Origin of the sequence: Luteimonas sp. TWI382, assembly GCF_039674545.1 — a bacterium.
Lineage (GTDB): Bacteria > Pseudomonadota > Gammaproteobacteria > Xanthomonadales > Xanthomonadaceae > Luteimonas.
Genome location: NZ_JBDJNS010000010.1, coordinates 58,670 through 77,318, shown reverse-complemented (window position 1 = coordinate 77,318; position 18,649 = coordinate 58,670). Strand labels below are relative to the sequence as shown.

At 69.1% G+C, this 18,649-nt stretch carries 21 protein-coding genes; 14 read left to right on the top strand and 7 right to left on the bottom strand.

All coding sequences use genetic code 11. The annotated features are described in order from the left end of the window. The first annotated feature begins 108 nt into the window (after positions 1-108). From ABE505_RS08770 to ABE505_RS08750, 5 genes are read left to right on the top strand one after another with little or no spacing between them, the layout of a single operon-like run. Positions 109-1,272, top strand: a complete 1,164-nt coding sequence (locus ABE505_RS08770) for an acyl-CoA dehydrogenase family protein (protein WP_346444079.1) — start codon at positions 109-111, stop codon at positions 1,270-1,272. 2 nt (positions 1,273-1,274) lie between these two features. After that, positions 1,275-1,586, top strand: coding sequence for a cupin domain-containing protein (locus ABE505_RS08765; RefSeq protein WP_346444081.1), 312 nt, complete (start codon positions 1,275-1,277; stop codon positions 1,584-1,586). Between the two features lie 19 nt (positions 1,587-1,605). Further along, complete coding sequence (locus tag ABE505_RS08760) at positions 1,606-2,163, top strand: GNAT family N-acetyltransferase (RefSeq protein ID WP_346444082.1); 558 nt, start codon at positions 1,606-1,608, stop codon at positions 2,161-2,163. Continuing rightward, the gene (locus ABE505_RS08755) at positions 2,160-2,801 is read left to right on the top strand and encodes a glutathione S-transferase family protein (protein ID WP_346444084.1); all 642 of its coding nucleotides are present in this window, start codon (positions 2,160-2,162) and stop codon (positions 2,799-2,801) included. Before ABE505_RS08760 ends, ABE505_RS08755 begins: the two co-directional genes overlap by 4 nt. Positions 2,802-2,815: 14 nt before the next feature. Next, positions 2,816-5,086, top strand: a complete 2,271-nt coding sequence (locus ABE505_RS08750; protein WP_346444086.1) for a thiamine pyrophosphate-dependent enzyme — start codon at positions 2,816-2,818, stop codon at positions 5,084-5,086. Between the two features lie 53 nt (positions 5,087-5,139). Here ABE505_RS08750 and ABE505_RS08745 read toward each other — a convergent pair whose 3' ends face one another. Together ABE505_RS08745 and ABE505_RS08740 are read right to left on the bottom strand one after the other, a co-directional pair. Next, positions 5,140-5,643 (bottom strand): OmpA family protein, encoded by a 504-nt coding sequence (locus ABE505_RS08745; protein WP_346444087.1) that lies wholly within the window; start codon positions 5,641-5,643, stop codon positions 5,140-5,142. Between the two features lie 546 nt (positions 5,644-6,189). Continuing rightward, positions 6,190-7,071 carry a folate-binding protein gene (locus tag ABE505_RS08740; RefSeq protein WP_346444089.1) on the bottom strand — a complete coding sequence of 294 codons (882 nt, stop codon included), beginning with the start codon at positions 7,069-7,071 and terminating at the stop codon, positions 6,190-6,192. Positions 7,072-7,096: 25 nt separating this feature from the next. Here ABE505_RS08740 and ABE505_RS08735 point away from each other — a divergent pair, with 25 nt between their 5' ends. The 9 genes from ABE505_RS08735 to lolD all read left to right on the top strand — a co-directional run bounded on the left by ABE505_RS08735 (position 7,097) and on the right by lolD (position 13,741). Beyond that, positions 7,097-7,270, top strand: a complete 174-nt coding sequence (locus ABE505_RS08735; protein ID WP_346444091.1) for a DUF1674 domain-containing protein — start codon at positions 7,097-7,099, stop codon at positions 7,268-7,270. Positions 7,271-7,355: 85 nt separating this feature from the next. Continuing rightward, positions 7,356-7,745: a succinate dehydrogenase, cytochrome b556 subunit gene (gene sdhC, locus ABE505_RS08730; protein ID WP_346444092.1), complete on the top strand. Its 390-nt coding sequence runs from the start codon at positions 7,356-7,358 to the stop codon at positions 7,743-7,745. Next, positions 7,742-8,155 (top strand): succinate dehydrogenase, hydrophobic membrane anchor protein, encoded by a 414-nt coding sequence (gene sdhD, locus ABE505_RS08725; RefSeq protein WP_183425399.1) that lies wholly within the window; start codon positions 7,742-7,744, stop codon positions 8,153-8,155. Before sdhC ends, sdhD begins: the two co-directional genes overlap by 4 nt. A 7-nt stretch (positions 8,156-8,162) precedes the next feature. Next, on the top strand, positions 8,163-9,950 hold the full coding sequence (gene sdhA / locus ABE505_RS08720; protein WP_346444094.1) for a succinate dehydrogenase flavoprotein subunit: 1,788 nt from the start codon (positions 8,163-8,165) through the stop codon (positions 9,948-9,950). A gap of 15 nt (positions 9,951-9,965) precedes the next feature. After that, on the top strand, positions 9,966-10,751 hold the full coding sequence (locus ABE505_RS08715) for a succinate dehydrogenase iron-sulfur subunit (RefSeq protein ID WP_346444096.1): 786 nt from the start codon (positions 9,966-9,968) through the stop codon (positions 10,749-10,751). A 351-nt stretch (positions 10,752-11,102) separates the two neighbouring features. Continuing rightward, the gene (locus tag ABE505_RS08710) at positions 11,103-11,306 is read left to right on the top strand and encodes a succinate dehydrogenase assembly factor 2 (RefSeq protein ID WP_346444181.1); all 204 of its coding nucleotides are present in this window, start codon (positions 11,103-11,105) and stop codon (positions 11,304-11,306) included. Further along, a complete protein-coding gene (locus tag ABE505_RS08705; protein ID WP_346444098.1) occupies positions 11,236-11,718 on the top strand; it encodes a hypothetical protein in 483 nt (160 codons plus the stop codon). Before ABE505_RS08710 ends, ABE505_RS08705 begins: the two co-directional genes overlap by 71 nt. Before the next feature lie 69 nt (positions 11,719-11,787). Further along, positions 11,788-13,029 carry a lipoprotein-releasing ABC transporter permease subunit gene (locus ABE505_RS08700; RefSeq protein WP_346444099.1) on the top strand — a complete coding sequence of 414 codons (1,242 nt, stop codon included), beginning with the start codon at positions 11,788-11,790 and terminating at the stop codon, positions 13,027-13,029. Next, positions 13,022-13,741 (top strand): lipoprotein-releasing ABC transporter ATP-binding protein LolD, encoded by a 720-nt coding sequence (lolD, locus tag ABE505_RS08695; protein ID WP_346444100.1) that lies wholly within the window; start codon positions 13,022-13,024, stop codon positions 13,739-13,741. The genes ABE505_RS08700 and lolD overlap by 8 nt, the downstream gene beginning before the upstream one ends. Before the next feature lie 42 nt (positions 13,742-13,783). On the opposite strand, the gene ABE505_RS08690 is transcribed toward lolD, so the two are convergent. The 5 genes from ABE505_RS08690 to ABE505_RS08670 are packed head-to-tail and all read right to left on the bottom strand — an operon-like array spanning position 13,784 to position 18,595. Further along, entirely contained in the window at positions 13,784-14,701 is a 918-nt protein-coding gene (locus ABE505_RS08690; RefSeq protein ID WP_346444182.1) for a DMT family transporter, read from the bottom strand. A 5-nt stretch (positions 14,702-14,706) separates the two neighbouring features. Then, the gene (murB, locus tag ABE505_RS08685; RefSeq protein ID WP_346444102.1) at positions 14,707-15,735 is read right to left on the bottom strand and encodes a UDP-N-acetylmuramate dehydrogenase; all 1,029 of its coding nucleotides are present in this window, start codon (positions 15,733-15,735) and stop codon (positions 14,707-14,709) included. A 7-nt stretch (positions 15,736-15,742) separates the two neighbouring features. Further along, entirely contained in the window at positions 15,743-16,795 is a 1,053-nt protein-coding gene (locus ABE505_RS08680) for a quinone-dependent dihydroorotate dehydrogenase (RefSeq protein WP_346444104.1), read from the bottom strand. A gap of 1 nt (position 16,796) precedes the next feature. Then, on the bottom strand, positions 16,797-17,063 hold the full coding sequence (locus ABE505_RS08675; protein WP_346444106.1) for a DUF4190 domain-containing protein: 267 nt from the start codon (positions 17,061-17,063) through the stop codon (positions 16,797-16,799). Beyond that, a complete protein-coding gene (locus ABE505_RS08670) occupies positions 17,060-18,595 on the bottom strand; it encodes an aldehyde dehydrogenase family protein (RefSeq protein WP_346444108.1) in 1,536 nt (511 codons plus the stop codon). Before ABE505_RS08670 ends, ABE505_RS08675 begins: the two co-directional genes overlap by 4 nt. Positions 18,596-18,649 lie beyond the last annotated feature (54 nt).

Sequence of the window (18,649 nt, the reverse complement as noted above, 5' to 3'; positions counted from 1 at the left end):
GTCTTGCAGGAAGGCCGGCGCATCGCCGGCCTTTTTGCGTCCGGGGGGGCGACGCCGCGGGCGCGCGGATCGCTACAATGGCCGGCATCCCGCCCAGACCGGACCGCCATGGCCCTGCATCCCTATGATCTGTACGACGTGCGCTCGCTGCTCGATGAAGACGAGCGCGCGGTCCAGGACGCCGTCGCCCGCTTCACCGACGAGCGCGTGCTGCCGATCATCGGCGGTTGCTTCGACGAGGCGCGGTTTCCGACCGAGCTGATCCCCGAAATGGCCGAGCTCGGCCTGCTGGGCGCCACGCTGCCGACCGAGTACGGCTGCGCCGGCCTCAACGCGGTCAGCTACGGCCTGATCTGCCAGGAACTCGAGCGCGGCGACAGCGGCCTGCGCAGCTTCGCCAGCGTACAGTCGTCGCTGTGCATGTATCCGATCTTTGCCTACGGCAGCGAGGAACAGCGCCGCCGTTGGCTGCCCGACATGGCCGCCGGCCGGGTCATCGGCTGCTTCGGCCTGACCGAGCCCCACGGTGGCTCGGACCCGGCGAACATGAAGACCCATGCGCGCCGCGACGGCGGCGACTGGGTCCTCAACGGCGCCAAGATGTGGATCACCAACGGCAACCTGGCCGACATCGCGATCGTCTGGGCCAAGACCGACGACGGCATCCAGGGCTTCATCGTGGAGAAGGCCTTCGCCGGCTTCTCCGCCCAGGAGATCAAGCACAAGATGAGCCTGCGCGCCTCGGTCACCAGCGCGCTGTACTTCGACGACGTGCGCGTGCCCGAGGCCAACCGCCTGCCCAACGTCAAGGGACTCAAGGGCCCGCTGGGCTGCCTGACCCAGGCGCGCTACGGCATTACCTGGGGCCCGATCGGCGCGGCGATCGCGTGCCTGGACGAGGCACTGGGCTACTCCAAGGAACGCATTCTGTTCGACCGCCCGGTGGCCGCGACGCAGAGCGCGCAGATCAAGCTTGCCGACTGGGCACGCCGGATCACCAGCGCGCAACTGCTCTCGCTGCAACTCGGACGCCTGAAGGATGCCGGCACGATGCAGCCGACCCAGGTCTCGCTGGCGAAGTGGAACAACTGCCGCATGGCGATCGACATCGCGCGTGAAGCGCGCGATCTGTTGGGCGGCGCCGGCATCACGACCGAGCATTCGCCGATCCGCCATGCGCTCAACCTCGAGTCGGTCATCACCTACGAAGGCACCGAGACCGTGCATCAACTGGTCGTGGGGCGCGAACTGACCGGCATCAACGCGTTCTGACCATGCGCACGATCCGGTCTCGCGAGTTCACCGCCGACAGGGCGTGGGGCGCACTGGATGTCGCCGCCATCGAGGGCGCCACCGTCCGTCTGCACTGGACCGATCGTCCGTACCAGTGGCACGTCAATGATGGCGAGGAAGTCTTCGCCGTGCTCGACGGCCGCGTGGAGATGCGCTATCGCCAGGGCGAGGCCGAACACGCAGTCGTGCTCGAGGCCGGCGACCTGTTCCATGCCGGGCAGGGCGATGCGCATGTCGCCCATCCGATCGGCGAGGCGCGCATCCTCGTGATCGAGAAGGCCGGCAGTCTCTGACCCTCCAAGGATGCCCACGATGTCGTCGTCCGCTGCCTCGCCGATCCTCGAAACCGAACGTCTGATCCTGCGTCTGCCCAAGGCCGAGGATTTCGATCGGTACGCCGAACTGTTGGCCGACGAGACTGCGGCGCGCTACATCGGCGGGTGCCAGCCGCGCGCGGCGGCCTGGCGCAAGTTCCTGCAGCAGCCCGGCGCCTGGCTGCTGCAGGGCTTCGGCATGTTTTCGGTCGTCGAGCGCGCCGACGGACGCTGGCTGGGCCAACTCGGGCCCTGGCGCCCGGAGGGCTGGCCGGGCAACGAGATCGGCTACGCGTTCCATCCCGATGCCTGGGGCAAGGGTTATGCGGTGGAAGCGGCCGTGGCGGCCATCGACTGGGCGTTCTCGGCGCTGCACTGGGACGAGATCATCCACTGCATCGATCCAGCGAACATCGCGTCCCAGCAGGTCGCCCGACGACTGGGATCGACCCGGCTGCGCCCCGGTCGGCTGCCGGCACCATTCGAGGACCACCCCATCGACATCTGGGGCCAGACACGCGCGCAATGGCGCGAGCACCGACAGCGCTTCGCATGACCACGATCCACGGCTACTCGCCGTCCGGCAATTGCCACAAGCTGCGGCTGTTGCTCGAACAGCGCGGCCGCCCGTATCGCTGGATCGAGATCGACAGCAGTCGCGGTGCGACCCGCACCCCGGACTACCTCGCCAAGAACCCCAACGGCAAGGTGCCGATGCTCGAGCTCGACGACGGCCGCGTGCTGGTGGAGTCGAACGCGATCCTGCACTGGCTGGCGGAGGGCAGCGAGTTTCTGCCCGACGATGCGTGGCAACGCGCACAGGCGCTGTCGTGGATGTTCTTCGAGCAGTACAGCCACGAGCCCTGTCTGGCCGTCGCCCGTTTCATCCGGGGCTGGACGCCGCTCGATTCGCCGCGCCGTGCCGAACTGCCGCGCCTGCATGCGCGCGGCGCGCAGGCGTTGGCGGTCATGGAGACGCACCTGTCGGCGCGTCCCTGGTTCACCGGTCCGCGCTATGGCATCGCGGACATCGCGCTATTCCCCTACACCGATGCGGCCGGCGACGGGGGATTCGACCTGTCGCCGTACCCGGCGCTGTGCGACTGGCTGGATCGCGTGCGCGCGACGCCGCGGTTCGTTGCGATGCCGGCGCCCGCGCCCGAACACGCCGCGCTGATCGCGGCTTCCCATTAGCAGGCCCCGACTGCATGTTCGCCACCGTCCCCAACCCGATTCCCGCCCGCATGAAGGGCCTCAACCGCGCCGAGATCTGCGACGCGAACTTCCAGCAGTTCGTCCGTGACTGGCGCGGCCCGGTGCGGACCCGCCCGGCCGATGCCGATGCGGTGCTGCCCGGCAGCGCGCTGGATGCGCGCGGGTTTGTCGAACTGCTCGAGTCACAGTTGATCAGCCGGCATCTGGACCTGATGGCGCGCGTGCTGCGCGTGCAGAACAAGGTCTTCTACACGATCGGGTCCAGCGGTCACGAAGGCAACGCGATGGTCGCGCGCCTGACTCGGCATACCGATCCGGCGTTCCTGCACTATCGCAGCGGCGGCTTCATGGCCGAGCGCTTCCGCAAGCTGCCCGGCATGGACCCGGTGATGGATTCGGCGCTGTCGTTCGCGGCCAGCCGCGAAGATCCGGCCAGCGGCGGCCGCCACAAGGTTTGGGGCAGCAAGCCGCTGTGGGTGCTGCCGCAGACCTCGACCATCGCCTCGCATCTGCCCAAGGCCTTCGGTACCGCGGTCGCGATCGAGCAGGCACGGCGCATCGGCCATGCGCTTCCGGTGCCCGACGACAGCATCGTCGTGTGCTCGTTCGGCGACGCCTCGAGCAACCACGCGACCGCGCAGACCGCCTTCAACGCCGCCGCCTGGACCGCCTACCAGAAGCTCCCGGCGCCGGTGCTGTTCGTCTGCGAGGACAACGGCATCGGCATCTCGGTCAAGACGCCCGACGGCTGGATCGCGCGCAATTTCGCCCAGCGCCCCGATCTGGATTACTTCGCCGCCGACGGCCTGGACCTGGCCGTGGGCTACGGCGAGGTCGAGCGCGCGGTCGCGCATTGCCGGCGCACGCGCCGGCCCACCTTCCTGCACCTGCGCACGACCCGGATCATGGGCCACGCCGGCACCGACTTCGAAATCGAGTGGCGGTCGCTCGAGGAACTGTGCGCGGTCGAGGCGACCGATCCCTTGCTGCGTTCGGCGGCGATCGCGCTCGAGTCCGGGCTGATGAGTGCCGACGCATTGCTGGCGCTGTACGAGGACACGCGCGCGCGCTGCTTCGCCGCTGCGCACGATGCCGACAGCCGGCCGCGGCTGGAGACCCTGGCCGAGGTCATGCAGCCGCTGGCGCCGTATTCGCCGGCCCAGGTCCAGGCCGAGGCCACGCGCTACGCGCACGCCGCCGGGCGTGCAGCGGTGTTCGGCGGCGAGGCCAAGCTGCCCGAAGCGCAGCCGCCGCGGCACCTGGCGATCCAGATCAACCAGGCGCTGCACGACCTGTTCGCCAAGTATCCCCAAGCGCTGCTGTTCGGCGAGGACGTGGCGCAGAAGGGCGGCGTGTACACCGTCACCAAGGGCCTGCAGAAGGCCTTCGGCCCGCGCCGGGTGTTCAACACGCTGCTCGACGAGACAATCGTGCTCGGGCTGGCGCAGGGCTACGCCAACATGGGGCTGCTGCCGCTGCCCGAGATCCAGTATCTGGCGTACTTCCACAATGCCGGCGACCAGATCCGCGGCGAGGCGGCGAGCCTGCAGTTCTTCAGCAACGGCCAGTACCGCAACCCGATGGTCATGCGCATCGCCTCGCTGGGCTACCAGCGTGGCTTCGGCGGCCACTTCCACAACGACAACTCGATCACCGCGCTGCGCGACATCCCGGGCCTCGTCGTCGGCTGCCCGTCGCGCGGCGACGACGCGGCGACCATGCTGCGCACGCTGGCCGCGCTGGCGACGGTCGACGGCCGGGTCTGTGCGTTCCTCGAACCGATCGCGCTGTACATGACCAAGGACCTCTACGAACCCGGTGATGGCGGCTGGCTGACCGCGTATCCGCCGCCGGACCAGGCGATGGCCTTCGGCGAGGAACGGGTGTATGCGCCCGAGGCGACCGATCTGCTGGTGCTGACGTTCGGCAACGGCGTGCCGATGAGCCTGCGCGCGGCGCGCACGATCGAGGCCGAGCGTGGCTGGCGCGTGCGCGTGGTCGACCTGCGCTGGCTGTTGCCGCTCAACGAAGGCGCGATCGCACGGCACGTGGCCGAATGCGATCGGGTGCTGGTGGTCGACGAGGGGCGGCGCAGCGCCGGCGTGGGCGAGGGCATCGTGACCGCGATCACCGAGGCGGGCTTCGGCGACCGGCCGCTGCGCCGGGTGGTCGGGGCCGATACGTTCACGCCGCTGGCCGGCGCCGCGTTCCTGGTGATCCCGTCGGAGGCCGACATCGTCGCCGCCGCGACGGCCATGGCCTGAAACGATGAAGGGCCGGCGCGGTGCGCCGACCCTTCGTGGCGGTGCAGGTCCGGTCAATCGGTGAAGCGGGCCCGGACCTCGACGCGGCGGTTCGGTGCCAGGCAGGCGATCAATGCCTGGCCGCGCTCGCTGCGGCACTCGACCACCGGCTCCACGTCGCCGCGCCCGACTGCCGTGATCCGGTCGGCAGGCACGCCGTGCTCGACCAGATACGCGCGCACCGCTTCGGCCCGCTGGTTGGACAGCCGCAGGTTGCCCTTGGCGTTGCCGATGCGGTCGCTGTGGCCGATGACGTGGACGATGTCCAGCCGGTGCGCGCTGCCCGAGAGCCGGGCGGCGATTGCGTCGAGTGCGGCGCGCCCGTCGGGGCTGAGGTCGCCGATGCCGGCCTTGCCGAACGCGAACAGGCCATCGGCGTCGAGCTTCTCGATGAAGGCGCTCGACGGCGCGGGCGACTGCGGTGCCGGCGCCTGCGTCTCGGGTGTGGACGAGCAGGCCGCCAATGCGAGCGAAACAACGGACGCGGCGAAGGCCGCGGACAAGCGAGTGCGCTTCATGACATTCCCTTTGAGCTTTCCAGTTCCCCTGCCACCGGACCGCAGCCGGTCCGGCGACTGCCTCGACATTCCCCAGCGCTTGCGCGCCCTGTCAGCGGCCGAGCATAGCAGCCGCGTCGGGCATGAAAAGGGGAAGGCTTCTCCAATGTGCGAGACGGGAATCCCACTTCGGATAGGCAGCGGCCTGTCAGCCGGAAGCCGCTCTTCCCTCGGTCAGGGCCGCTCGCGGTCCGGCCACGCGAAGCACGCGCGGCGTTCGCATGGCTGCGCGGCATGCCGCGCAAGCCATCCATGCTCACCCTGTCCTGACTCGGGTGCGCGCCCGCTCCGCTTCGCGGATCGGTCCGGCCCGGCGCAGCGCGCCGGGCGTTCGCTCGCTCGCGCGGCATGCCGCGCAGGCAGAGCTGGCTCATCCATGGCGCGCTTGACGCGGCCACCGGCCGCCAGTCCGCTGCTTCACTCTGACTTCAGACGGAAAAGACAGCTCCCTTCGTCTCAGTGCGTCGCACTTGTAAGCTGATAGACGCTAAAAAGACAGGCAGACGCTCAGCGCGCCAAGCCTTCGCACAGTGGTACGGCCGTCACTGGATGTGTATCGAGGGCCAGTGACGCAGGTCCCAGATCCAGTGGCAGCACCGCAAGCTGGACCTGCGTCGAGACCGCGACGAGCCGACCGACCGGCGCGCCATCGGCGGCGACGTCCTGGCCGGTCTGTGCGGCATCGGCCCCCTGCAGCGCGACCAGGCCGCGCTTGCTCTGGCCCAGGAAATGCGTCCGCGCCACGATCTCCTGACCCGGGTAGCAGCCCTTCTTGACGCTGTAGGCCTGCAGGCGGTCGAGCGAGAGTTGCTGCGGCGTCCAGCGATCGAACTCGCTGGCGGCCAGCCGCGGCAGCCCGTGTGCCAGGTCGATTGCACGCCACCGCGCATCGGCTTCGCTCTGGAACGCGGCATCAGGTTCGGGTGTCGTGGCCGTGTCCGACTCGATCGGCTGCAGGCGCAAGGTGCGTGGCTGCGACGGCACGCCCAGGTCCAACTCCGCCGTCTGGCCATCGAATGCGGCCTGGGCGCCGCGTGCGGCCGACGGGGCGGCGAACCGGCCTGTGGCCGCAGTGCCCGCCATCGCGATCGCGACCTTGCTGCGGAACACGAATCGTTTCAGCGCATCGGCGAACGTGGCGGGGTCGGCGTCGTGCAGGACGACATCGAGCGTCTGCGCGTCGCGGCGCAGCAGCGCGAACAGGGCGACGAGGCGGCCCTTGGGCGTCAGCCAGCCGCTCCATTGCCACTGGCCGTCGGCGAGCGCGGACACGTCGTTCATGAATTGGGCCTGGGCGAATGCGAGTGCATCGCGGCCCGATAGCCGCAGCACGTGCAGGCCGGAGAGGGCGAAATCCGCGTCGGGCAGGGGATGTGGCTTGTTTACCATGGGTGTGGGAACTAAAATTGAACGGATGATCACCCCGGACATCATAGGCGACGACGCGGCAACGCCGCGGTCGGAACCGGCGGTCACGCCCGTTCCGGCACCCGAGCCGGAGCCAGCGGTCGAGATCGGGGGCCGTGATGGCCTCGATCCCACCCGTTACGGCGACTGGGAAAAGAACGGCCGCTGCATCGATTTCTGATCGCCGCCGCATCGCGTTGGCGATAGCGGCCCTGTGTACCACCAGCCACGCGGTGCGACGCCGCCAGCGAGGAGACCAGCCAGCGATGGCACATTCCAACCGTCCTCTGTCGCCGCATCTGCAGGTCTATCGACCGCAGATGACGTCGACCATGTCCATCCTTCACCGCATCACCGGCATTTCGCTGGCGGTCGGTGGCATTTCCCTGGTGTGGTGGCTGATGTCCATCGCCGCGGGCGGCGAAGCCTACGAGTTCGCCTCCCGGCAGTGGGCCTCGCCGATGGGGCTGATCTTCCTGTTCGGCTTCACGCTGGCGCTGATCTACCACCTGCTCAACGGCATCCGCCACCTGCTGTGGGATGCGGGCTGGGGCTTCGAGATTCCCAAGGCCTATGCCTCGGGCTACGCGGTGTTCGTGGTCGGCTTTCTGATCACCGGCATCATCTGGTTCTTCGGCCTGCGGGGTGCGGCATGAGCGGTGGTGGTGGAGAGACCTCGCGCGCAGTGCCGCTGCGCACGCCGGTCAAGCGGGCCCAGGGCCTGGGCTCGGGCAAGTCGGGCACGACGCACTTCTGGAAGCAGCGGGTCACCGCGATCATCCTGGTGCCGCTGGTCGTCTGGTTCGTGCTGACGCTGCTGTCGCTGGTCGGCGCGGAGTTGGACACCGCACGCGCGATCATCGCCCGGCCGTGGAACGCGATCCTGTTCTCGATCTTCCTGGTCACGCTGTTCTGGCACGCCAAGCTCGGCCTGCAGGTCGTGATCGAGGACTATGTGCACAAGCGGTCCTTCGAGCTGGCCCTCCAGCTGCTCGTGACCTTCCTCTGCGGGCTGGGCGCCATCGCCTCGCTGTACGCGATCGCCCGCATCGCCTTCACTGCCTGAGTCCGTGATGACCGCTTACCCGATTACCGAACACAAGTACGACATGATCGTCGTCGGCGCCGGCGGCGCCGGCCTGCGCGCGACCTTCGGCCTGGCCCACAAGGGCCTGCAGACCGCGTGCCTGACCAAGGTCTTCCCGACCCGCTCGCACACCGTCGCCGCCCAGGGCGGTATCTCGGCCGCGCTCGGCAACATGGGCGAGGACGATTGGCGCTTCCACTTCTACGACACCATCAAGGGCTCGGACTGGCTGGGCGATCAGGACGCCATCCAGTACATGTGCCGTGAGGCGATCCCGGCGATCATCGAGCTCGAGCACCAGGGCGTGCCGTTCTCGCGCACCCAGGAAGGCAAGATCTACCAGCGGCCGTTCGGCGGCATGACCACGCATTACGGCCAGGGCATCGCCCAGCGCACCTGCGCGGCCGCCGACCGCACCGGCCACGCGATCCTGCACACGCTCTACCAGCAGTCGCTCAAGCACGATGCGCGCTTCTTCGTGGAGTATTTCGCGCTTGACCTGATCATGGACGAGGAGGGCGCCTGCCGCGGCGTGCTCGCACTCGACATGGCCGAGGGCACGTTGCACCTGTTCCGCGCCCAGGGCGTGGTGCTGGCGACCGGCGGCTACGGCCGCGCCTACTTCTCGGCAACCTCCGCGCACACCTGCACCGGCGACGGCGGCGGCATGGCGCTGCGCGCCGGGCTCGGCCTGCAGGACATGGAGTTTGTGCAGTTCCACCCCACCGGCATCTACGGCGCGGGCTGCCTGATCACCGAGGGCGTCCGCGGCGAGGGCGGCATCCTGCGCAATGCCAGCGGCGAGCGTTTCATGGAGCGCTATGCGCCCAATGCCAAGGACCTGGCCTCGCGCGACGTGGTCAGCCGTTCGATGACGATGGAGATTCGCGAAGGTCGCGGCGTCGGCGAGCACAAGGACCACATCCACCTCGACCTGACCCACCTCGACCCGGCCGACATCCACAAGAAGCTGCCCGGCATCGCCGAGAGCGCGCGGATCTTCGCCGGCGTCGACGTGGAGAAGCAGCCGATCCCGGTCATCCCGACCGTGCACTACAACATGGGCGGCATCCCGACCAACTACCACGGCGAAGTCGTGCAGCTGAAGGATGGCAATCCGGATGCGGTCGTGCCCGGCCTGTACGCGATCGGCGAAGCGGCCTGCGTATCGGTGCACGGCGCCAACCGCCTGGGCTCGAACTCGCTGCTCGACCTGGTGGTGTTCGGTCGGGCGGTGGCCAACCGCTGCGCGGAGACGATCAAGCCCGACGCGCGCCACAAGCCGCTGCCGGCCGATGCCTGCGACAATTCGCTGGCGCGTCTGGACAAGCTGCGCAATGCCAAGGGCGACACCGCGACCGCGGTGATCCGCGACCGCATGCAGCGCACGATGCAGAACGACGCGGCGGTGTTCCGTACCAGCGAGACGCTCAAAGAGGGCGTGGACAAGATCCGCGAGATCCACGCCTCGTTTGCCGACGTCAAGGTCAGCGACCGTTCGCTGGTCTGGAACTCGGACCTGATCGAGACGTTGGAGCTGGAGAACCTGCTGGGCCAGGCGCTGGTGACGATCGTCTCGGCCGAGAACCGCAAGGAATCGCGCGGCGCGCACGCCCACGAGGACTACCCGGACCGCGACGACGAGAACTGGCACAAGCACACGCTGTGCTGGGCGGACGAGGCCGGCAACACCAAGATCGACTACCGTCCGGTGCATATGTACACGCTCGACGACGAAGTCGAAGTCGTGCCCCCCAAAGCACGCGTCTACTGAGCCGGGAGACCCCACATGGCCGAATTCACGCTCCCGAAGAACTCCAAGATCAAGAAGGGCCGGCACTTCCCGGCCGCGCCGGGCGCCAAGCGCACGCGCACGTTCAAGATCTATCGCTGGAATCCCGATTCCGGCGAGACCCCCAGCACCGACACCTACGAGCTCGACCTCGACAAGTGCGGGCCGATGGTCTTGGACGCGCTGATCAAGATCAAGAACGAGATCGATCCGACGCTGACGTTCCGTCGCTCGTGCCGCGAAGGCATCTGCGGCTCGTGCGCGATGAACATCGACGGCACCAACACGCTGGCGTGCACGCGCGCGATCGACGACTGCAAGAAGAGCGAGGTGCCGATCTACCCGCTGCCGCATATGAGCGTGGTCAAGGATCTGGTGCCCGACCTCACGCACTTCTATGCGCAGTACGCGTCGATCCAGCCGTGGATCCGCACCCAGACCGCAGCGCCGCCGGATCGCGAGCGGCTGCAGTCGCCCGAGGACCGCGACAAGCTCGACGGCCTCTACGAGTGCATCCTGTGCGCCTGCTGCTCGACCAGCTGCCCGAGCTACTGGTGGAACGGCGAACGCTACCTGGGTCCGGCGATCCTGCTGCAGGCCTATCGCTGGATCATCGACAGCCGCGACGAGGACACCGGCGCGCGCCTGGACGATCTGGAAGACCCGTTCAAGCTCTACCGCTGCCACACGATCATGAACTGCGCGCGGACCTGCCCCAAGGGGCTGAATCCCGCCAAGGCGATCGGCCAGATCAAGCAACTCATGCTCGCACGACGTGGGTGAGCGGCTGCGCTTGGCCGATGCATCCGCATCGGCCGCAGCCGCGAACGCCCGCACACGGATGTGCGGGCCGGTCTCTCCGGAGCCGGCAATGTCACGCCATGGAGGGCATGGCACAAGCCTGATGCGTCATGAGCGCCAAGCCGATGCATCCGCATCGGCCGCAGCCGCGAACGCCCGCACACGGATGTGCGGGCCGGCCTTTCCGGCGCCGACAATGCCACGCCATGGATGGCATAGGGACTCTCAAAAGAAATGGGGGCGCCGAGCCGAGTGTCCACAGGACGCACGCCCGTGACCGACCACGACGACACCACCGAACTGCGCCGCCTGCGCTGGCGCAGCCGCCGCGGCATGCGCGAGCTCGACCGGCTGTTCGAGCGCTGGCTCGACCGGTGTTGGGCGACATCCTCCGAAAGCGAGCGGGATGTTTTCCGACGGCTGCTCGAATGCGAGGACGATAGGCTCTGGAAATGGTTCCTCGGCCATGAGCGTTCGCCCGATGCACAACTCGACGCCCTCGTCCAAACCATCCGGGCGCTGCCACCCGATCCCTGAGCCGGCCAGGCTGCACTGGCGGCCCTCGCGCCTGCTGGTCGCCGCGTTGGGCCTGCTCACGCTCGCTGCCTGTGGCGCCTTGCTGCTGTCCGAACTGCCGGGCCCGATGGCCTGGCTCGGTATCGCCTGGGTCCTGGCCAGCGGCCTGCGCACGATCGTGCGCACCGCGCGACAGCCGCCGCATCGCATCGTCGTGCAGGCGACGGGGCGGATGCTGCTCGATGGGCGGCTGCTGGAAGCGCCTTCCCTGCATTGGCGCGGGCCGATCGTTCGCCTGACCTGGCGCGAGGGCCAACGCACGCGCAGGCTGTTGTGGTGGCCCGATACGCTGCCGGCACCGCAGCGCCGTGAACTGCGTCTGGCCGCCGCGATGCGTCCACTGCCACGCGCACCGGAATCGGTGGCACCATAGCCGCTGCCCGGCGGGACGGGCACGGCGATCGCGCCATCGCCAACGACCCGCATCCATCGACGGACGCCCATGCTCAGACCCATCCCTGCCGCCATCGGCCTGCGTTATCTCCGGGCGAAACGGCGCAACGGCTTCATCTCCTTCATCTCGCTGGCCTCGATCTTCGCGATCGCGATCGGCGTCACCGTGCTGATCACGACCCTGGCGGTGATGAGCGGTTTCCAGAAGGAAATCCGCGATCGCATGCTCGGCATGGTCGCGCACGCGACCGTGAGCGCCGAGGGCGACACGCTGCACAACTGGGCACGTGCGGTCGAGGTCGCGCGCGAGGACCCGCGCGTGGCCGGCGCGGCGCCCTACATCGACACGCAGGCGCTGCTGCGCGGACGCCGCAACGAGCCGGCCGCGGTCCGTGCGATCTCGCCCGAGGACGAGGGCCAGGTGTCCGACTTGTCCACCTCGATGGTCGTCGGCCAACTGTCGGACCTGCAACCGGGCAGCTTCAACATCGTGCTCGGCCGCGAACTCGCCCTGTGGCTCGGCGTCGGTGTCGGCGACAGTGTCATCGTGACCACCGATTTCCAGGTCACGCCGATGGGCGCGGTGCCGCAGCTCAAGCGCTTCACCGTCAGCGGCCTGTTCGAGGCCGGCTACCAGGATTTCGACCGCCGGCTGGCGGTGGTCAACCTGCAGGACGCGCAGCGGCTGCTGCGCATCGGCGACGGCGTGACCGGCGTGCGCCTGAAACTGCACGACATGGATCTGGCCCAAAAGGTCACCCGCGACCTGGTGCACAGGCTGGGCGGGGTCTACCGGGTCAGCGACTGGAGCACGGAGAACGCGAACATGTTCCGCGCGCTCAAGCTCGAGAAGACCATGATCGGCATCCTGTTGTCGCTGATCATCCTGATGGGGGCGTTCTCGCTGTTGAACTCGCAGGTCATGCTGGTCACCGACAAACATGCCGACATCGCAATCTTGCGCACGCTCGGCCTGACCCCGCGCGGGGTCATGCAGGTGTTCATGGTGCAGGGCACGATGATCGGCGTGATCGGCACCGTGCTCGGGGTCTGCGGCGGCCTGCTGCTGACCTTCAATCTCGAGCACATCCTGCGCGCCCTCGAGCGCCTGTTCGGCGTGGTGCTGATGCCCGAAGACGTCTACTACGTCACCGGCCTGCCGATCGACCTGCAGGCCAGCGACGTGACGATGATCGGCGTGATCGCATTGTTGATGGCGTTCCTGGCCACCCTGTATCCGGCGTGGCGCGCGGCGCGCACCGCCCCGGCGGAGGCGCTGCGTTATGAGTGAGCACGCGCAAACGGCGGCCGATGCCGTCGTGCTGGCGGCTGAAGGCCTGGGCAAGACCTACGCCGAGGGCAAGCTGCATACGCCGGTGTTCGACGGGCTCGACTTCGCGGTCCGCGCCGGCGAGACCGTTGCCATCCTCGGTGCTTCGGGCGCCGGCAAGAGCACGCTGCTGCACCTGCTCGGCGGGCTGGATGTACCGAGCGCGGGCGAGGTGTTCGTGACGGGACAGAAGATGAGCGCGCTGTCGAACGCGGCGCGCGGGACGCTGCGCAACCGCGCGCTCGGCTTCGTCTACCAGTTCCATCACCTGCTGCCCGAGTTCACCGCGCTGGAGAACGTGATGCTGCCGGCACTGCTCAACGGCGCCAGCGACAGCGATGCGACCACGCGTGCGCGCGGTCTGCTGGAGACGGTCGGGCTGGGCCACCGGCTCGGCCACAAGCCGGGCGAGCTGTCGGGTGGCGAGCGCCAGCGCGCCGCGGTGGCGCGGGCGCTGGTCAACAAGCCGGCCTGCGTGCTGGGCGACGAACCCACCGGCAATCTCGACGAGCGCACGGCCGCGACGGTGTTCGAGTTGATGCTGGAGATGAACCGCGCGCAGCGCACGAGCCTGGTGCTGGTGACCCACGACCGCCGACTGGCGCGCAAGCTCGACCGGGTGATGGAACTGCACCAGGGCAAGCTGCGTGAGGTCGCGCGCGACGAGGTCTGACGCGGCGCCTCGCGGCGCTGCGCGGTTGCCGCGGCGCCCGTGCTACTCGCTGGGCTTGGCCGCCTCGGTCGGACGCTGGGAGGCGGCGCGGCGTGCGAGCACCGCTTCGCGATGGGCGATGTAGCCGTTGGCGCCGAACACGATCGCCGCGCCGGCCATCGTCCACAGGTCGACCGTCTCGCCGAACAGCCACCAGCCGAAGATGACCACGATCGGCAACTGCACGAAGCTGATCGGCTGCAGCGCGGAGACCTCGCCCAGGCGCAGCGCGCGTGTCCACAGCCATTGGCCCAGCGTGCCGAGCACGCCCGTCGCCAGCAGCCACAACCAGGCGACCGGATCGGGCCATACCCACTGGAACAGCGCCGGCACCAGCGACAGCGGCACCCATAGCACGTAGGTGTAGAAGACAATCGTGTCGGGCGGATCGATCTTCGACAGCTGCTTCATCTGGATCGCGACCAGGGCCGCGAGCAGGGCGCCGAGTACCGGGATCAGCATCGGCGCCGAGAACGCCACGCCCGGGCGCAGGATCACCAGTACGCCGATGAAGCCGGCCGACACCGCCATCCAGCGCCGCACGCGCACGATCTCGCCCAGCCACAGCACCGCGGCGATGGTCGCAAACAACGGCGCGGCATACGACAGCGAGACCGCCTGCGACAGCGGCAGATGGCCGATCGCCCAGAACGCGCACAGCATCGAGCCCAGGCCGACCAGCGTGCGCACCAGGTAGCGGCCGAGATGGCGTGTGCGCGGGAGGCCGCCGCCGGCATGCAGCAGGATCGGCAACAGCGCGAGCAGGCCGAAGAAGTTGCGGAAGAACGCGACCTCGGTGGTCGGGACGGTCGCCGACGCGAAGCGGATCGTGATCGCCATCAGCGCGAACGCCGATGTACTGCCCAGCATCAGCAGCGCCGCTTTGCCTGCGGCCGAGGTCGGCTGCCAGCGTCGTGGCAGGCCGCTCACCACGTCGCTCCCACGATCCGCGGCTCGGGCGCCAGGTCCACGCCGAACCGGGCGTGCACCGACGCGGCGATGCGCCGCGCCAGCGCCAGCAGATCGCGGCCGTGCGCGCCGCCGTGGTTGACCAGCACCAGGGCGTGTCCCGCCGAGACGCCGGCATCGCCATCGCGGTGGCCCTTCCAGCCGCAGCGGTCGATCAGCCACGCAGCCGAAAGCTTGCAGCGCTCGCCATCGACCGGGAACACCGACAGGTCGGGATGCGCCTCACGCAGCGCTGCGGCGATCGCGGCGTCGACGATCGGGTTCTTGAAGAAGCTGCCGGCGTTGCCGATCACGGCCGGGTCGGGCAGCTTGCTGCGGCGGATCGCGATCACGGCCTCGGCGACATCGGACGGCGTCGGCGCGGCCACACCGCGCGCGGCGAGCGCGTCGCGGATGCCGGCGTAATCGAGCACCGGCGCGGCACGGCGCGAGAGCGCAAAGGTGACTGCGGTGACGATCCAACGGTCGGGCATCTGCTTGAACACGCTGTCGCGGTAGCCGAAGCCGCAGGCCGCCGCGTCGAGGACGACCGGGGCGCCGCGTGTGCGATCGAAGGCCTCGACCGCATGGATGCGATCGGCGACCTCGACGCCGTAGGCGCCGATGTTCTGGATCGGCGCCGCGCCCACGGTGCCAGGGATCAGCGCCAGGTTTTCCAGGCCGCCCAGGCCTTGGGCCAGCGACCACATCACCACATCGTGCCAGCACGCGCCCGCAGCGGCGCGGACCTGCGCCTGGACGCCGTCGTCGGCGACGATGGCCCGGCGGGTGTCGACGATCGCCAGCGCCGTGTCGATATCGTCGACGAACAGCAGATTGCTGCCGCCGCCCAGCACCAGCGGCGCCGCCTCGCCGAGCGCGGGCAGCGCCTGCGGCAACGCCGCGGCGTCGCCGACCTCGAACAGCCGGCGTGCCTGCGCCGGGACGCCGAAGGTGTTGCGGGTGCGCAGGTCGACGCGTTCGCGCAGATCGAACGGGGCGGGCATCGGCGGCTCAGCGCTCCGGGGCAGGGCTGCGGTCGGTGGCATCGCGGCGGCCGCGGATCGCCTCCACGCATTCGCCGACCAGGGCCGGCCCCCGATAGACCAGGCCCGAGTAGACCTGGACCAGCGACGCGCCAGCGGCGATCTTGGTGGCAGCGTCGGCGCCGCAGACGATGCCGCCCACGCCGATCAGCGGGAGGGTCGCGGGCAACTGCGCGCGCAGCTTGCGCAGCACCGCGGTCGCCCGGTCCATCAGCGGCGCGCCGGACAGGCCGCCGGCCTGCGCGGCGGTCGCGTCGGCTTCGACGCCGGTGCGCGCGATGGTGGTGTTGGTCGCGATGACGCCATCCACCGCCAGGTCGCCGAACACCCGGGCCGCGGCTTCGATGCCGCCGTCGTCGAGGTCGGGGGCGATCTTCACCAGCACCGGCACGCGCCGCCGATGCTGGGCGGCCAGCCGCTCCTGCGCCTCGCGCAGCGTCCCGATCAGGCGTTGCAGGGCCTGCGCTTCCTGCAGGTCGCGCAGGCCCGCGGTGTTGGGCGAGGAGATGTTAACGGTGACGTAGTCGGCCAGCGGATAGACCCGCTCCAGGCAGACCAGGTAGTCGTTGGCGGCCGCGTCGTTGGGGGTGTCCTTGTTCTTGCCGATGTTGATGCCGAGCACGCCGTTGCGGCGCGCGCGTTCGACATTGGCGACCAGCGCATCGACCCCGGCATTGTTGAAGCCCAGCCGGTTGATCAGCGCGCGATGCTGCGGCAGCCGGAACATCCGCGGCTTCGGATTGCCGTCCTGTGGGCGCGGGGTCACGGTGCCGATCTCGACGAAGCCGAACCCCAGCGCGAACAGCGCATCGATGTGCGCGCCGTTCTTGTCCAGACCGGCGGCAAGGCCGACGGGGTTGGGAAAGCGCAGGCCGAAGGCCTCGGTCGGCAGCGGTGCCGGCGCGCCGCCGAGCATCGACGACAGGCCGGCGCGGTGCGCGGCATCGAGCGCGGCCAGCGTCAGATGGTGGGCGCGCTCGGCGTCGAGCCGGAACAGCAGCGGTCGGGCGAGTGCGTACACCTCAGGTCGCCGTCCCGAGCCAGAACAGGCCGCCGAAGAACAGCAGCAACACCACGATGCCGACGACCGTCGCGACGAACTGCACATAGCCCAGCACCAGCCCGGCCACGGCCATGCCGTCGCCGTCGAGCTCGGACGTGCGGCGGATTTCCGCACGCGCCAGATGGCCGGTGATCACCGCCACCAGGCTGCCCAGCCAAGGCAGCAGGCTCCAGCCCAACAGACCGCAGACCAGGCTGGTGACCGCCAGGGCGCTGGTCCGTCTCACAGGTCGAACTTGATGCCCTGGGCGAGGGGCAGGGCGTCGGAGTAGTTGATGGTGTTGGTCTGCCGGCGCATGTAGGCGCGCCAGGCATCGGAGCCCGACTCGCGGCCGCCGCCGGTCTCCTTCTCGCCGCCGAACGCGCCACCGATCTCGGCACCGGACGTGCCGATGTTGACGTTGGCGATGCCGCAGTCCGAACCGCGCGCCGACAGGAAGCGCTCGGAGGCCTTGAGGTCGTTGGTGAAGATCGCCGACGACAGGCCCTGCGGCACGTCGTTCTGCATGTCGATCGCCTCGTCGAGCTGGTCGTACTTCATGACGTAGAGGATCGGCGCGAAGGTCTCGGCCTGCACCACCTCGGCATCGTTCGACAGGCCGGTGACGAGGGTCGGCAGCACGAAGAAGCCCTTGCGGTCGTCGAGCGCCTTGCCGCCGCTCTCGATCGTGCCGCCGGCGGCCTTGGCCTTCTCGATCGCGGCCAGGTAGGCGTCCACCGCGTCGCGCGAGTTCAGCGGGCCCATCAGGTTGGCCGCATCGGTGGGGTCGCCGATCCGCGATTCGACCTGGGCGTAGGCGGTCTTGAGCTTGGCCAGCACGTCGTCGAAGATCGAGGCGTGCACGAACAGCCGGCGGGTGGTCGTGCAGCGCTGGCCGGCGGTGCCGACCGCACCGAACACGATCGCCGGGATCGCCAGCTTCAGGTCGGCAGTCGGATCGACGATGATTGCGTTGTTGCCGCCCAGTTCGAGCAGCGAGCGGCCCATGCGACGCGCGACGCGCTCGCCGACGTGGCGGCCGACCCGGGTCGAGCCTGTGAAGCTGACCAGCGCGATGCGCTTGTCGTCGACGAACGCCTGGGCCAGATCGCTGCAGGCATCGTTGAACAGGAAGAAGATGTCCGGGAAGCCGCCGGCGCGCAGCGCCTCGTTGCAGATCTTCATCGACGCGATCGCCGACAAGGGCGTCTTCGGCGACGGCTTCCAGATGGTGACGTTGCCGCAGACCGCGGCGACGAAGCTGTTCCAGGCCCAGACCGCGACCGGGAAGTTGAACGCGCTGATCACGCCGACCAGGCCCAGCGGATGCCACTGCTCGTACATGCGGTGGCCGGGGCGCTCGGAATGCATGGTCAGGCCGTAGAGCTGACGCGACAGACCGACGGCGAACTCGCCGATGTCGATCATCTCCTGCACTTCGCCGTCGCCTTCGGGCTTGGACTTGCCCATCTCCAGTGCGACCAGCGAGCCGAGCGCGTCCTTGTGGGTGCGCAGCGCTTCGGCGCACAGCCGGATCGCCTCGCCGCGGCGCGGCGCCGGCGTCGTGCGCCACTCGCGGAACGCGGCCTGGGCACGGGTCACGATGGTCTCGTAGTCGGCCTGCGAGGTTGCCAGCACCTGTGCCAGCGACTCGCCGCTGGCCGGATTCACCGGAGTCAGCGTGCCGGCACCGGTATCGCGGGCCCATTCGTTGTTGCCGAGATAAGTGCCCGATTCGGTGGAATCGAGGCCGAGCGCGGTGAGGACGGGATGGGACATCGCGAAAAACTCCTGGTGTGCGCTGGCGCCGCGGGGCGGCGCTGGCGAAGAAGG

Coding starts and splice junctions, on each gene's coding strand:
- ABE505_RS08750 (WP_346444086.1), top strand. CDS start 2,816: ATGTTCGCCACCGTCCCCAACCCGATTCCCGCCCGCATGAAGGGCCTC.
- ABE505_RS08765 (WP_346444081.1), top strand. CDS start 1,275: ATGCGCACGATCCGGTCTCGCGAGTTCACCGCCGACAGGGCGTGGGGC.
- ABE505_RS08715 (WP_346444096.1), top strand. CDS start 9,966: ATGGCCGAATTCACGCTCCCGAAGAACTCCAAGATCAAGAAGGGCCGG.
- sdhA (WP_346444094.1), top strand. CDS start 8,163: ATGACCGCTTACCCGATTACCGAACACAAGTACGACATGATCGTCGTC.
- ABE505_RS08745 (WP_346444087.1), bottom strand. CDS start 5,643: ATGAAGCGCACTCGCTTGTCCGCGGCCTTCGCCGCGTCCGTTGTTTCG.
- murB (WP_346444102.1), bottom strand. CDS start 15,735: ATGCCCGCCCCGTTCGATCTGCGCGAACGCGTCGACCTGCGCACCCGC.
- lolD (WP_346444100.1), top strand. CDS start 13,022: ATGAGTGAGCACGCGCAAACGGCGGCCGATGCCGTCGTGCTGGCGGCT.
- ABE505_RS08740 (WP_346444089.1), bottom strand. CDS start 7,071: ATGGTAAACAAGCCACATCCCCTGCCCGACGCGGATTTCGCCCTCTCC.
- ABE505_RS08670 (WP_346444108.1), bottom strand. CDS start 18,595: ATGTCCCATCCCGTCCTCACCGCGCTCGGCCTCGATTCCACCGAATCG.
- ABE505_RS08700 (WP_346444099.1), top strand. CDS start 11,788: ATGCTCAGACCCATCCCTGCCGCCATCGGCCTGCGTTATCTCCGGGCG.
- ABE505_RS08755 (WP_346444084.1), top strand. CDS start 2,160: ATGACCACGATCCACGGCTACTCGCCGTCCGGCAATTGCCACAAGCTG.
- sdhD (WP_183425399.1), top strand. CDS start 7,742: ATGAGCGGTGGTGGTGGAGAGACCTCGCGCGCAGTGCCGCTGCGCACG.
- ABE505_RS08710 (WP_346444181.1), top strand. CDS start 11,103: ATGCGCGAGCTCGACCGGCTGTTCGAGCGCTGGCTCGACCGGTGTTGG.
- ABE505_RS08770 (WP_346444079.1), top strand. CDS start 109: ATGGCCCTGCATCCCTATGATCTGTACGACGTGCGCTCGCTGCTCGAT.
- sdhC (WP_346444092.1), top strand. CDS start 7,356: ATGGCACATTCCAACCGTCCTCTGTCGCCGCATCTGCAGGTCTATCGA.
- ABE505_RS08760 (WP_346444082.1), top strand. CDS start 1,606: ATGTCGTCGTCCGCTGCCTCGCCGATCCTCGAAACCGAACGTCTGATC.
- ABE505_RS08735 (WP_346444091.1), top strand. CDS start 7,097: ATGATCACCCCGGACATCATAGGCGACGACGCGGCAACGCCGCGGTCG.
- ABE505_RS08705 (WP_346444098.1), top strand. CDS start 11,236: ATGAGCGTTCGCCCGATGCACAACTCGACGCCCTCGTCCAAACCATCC.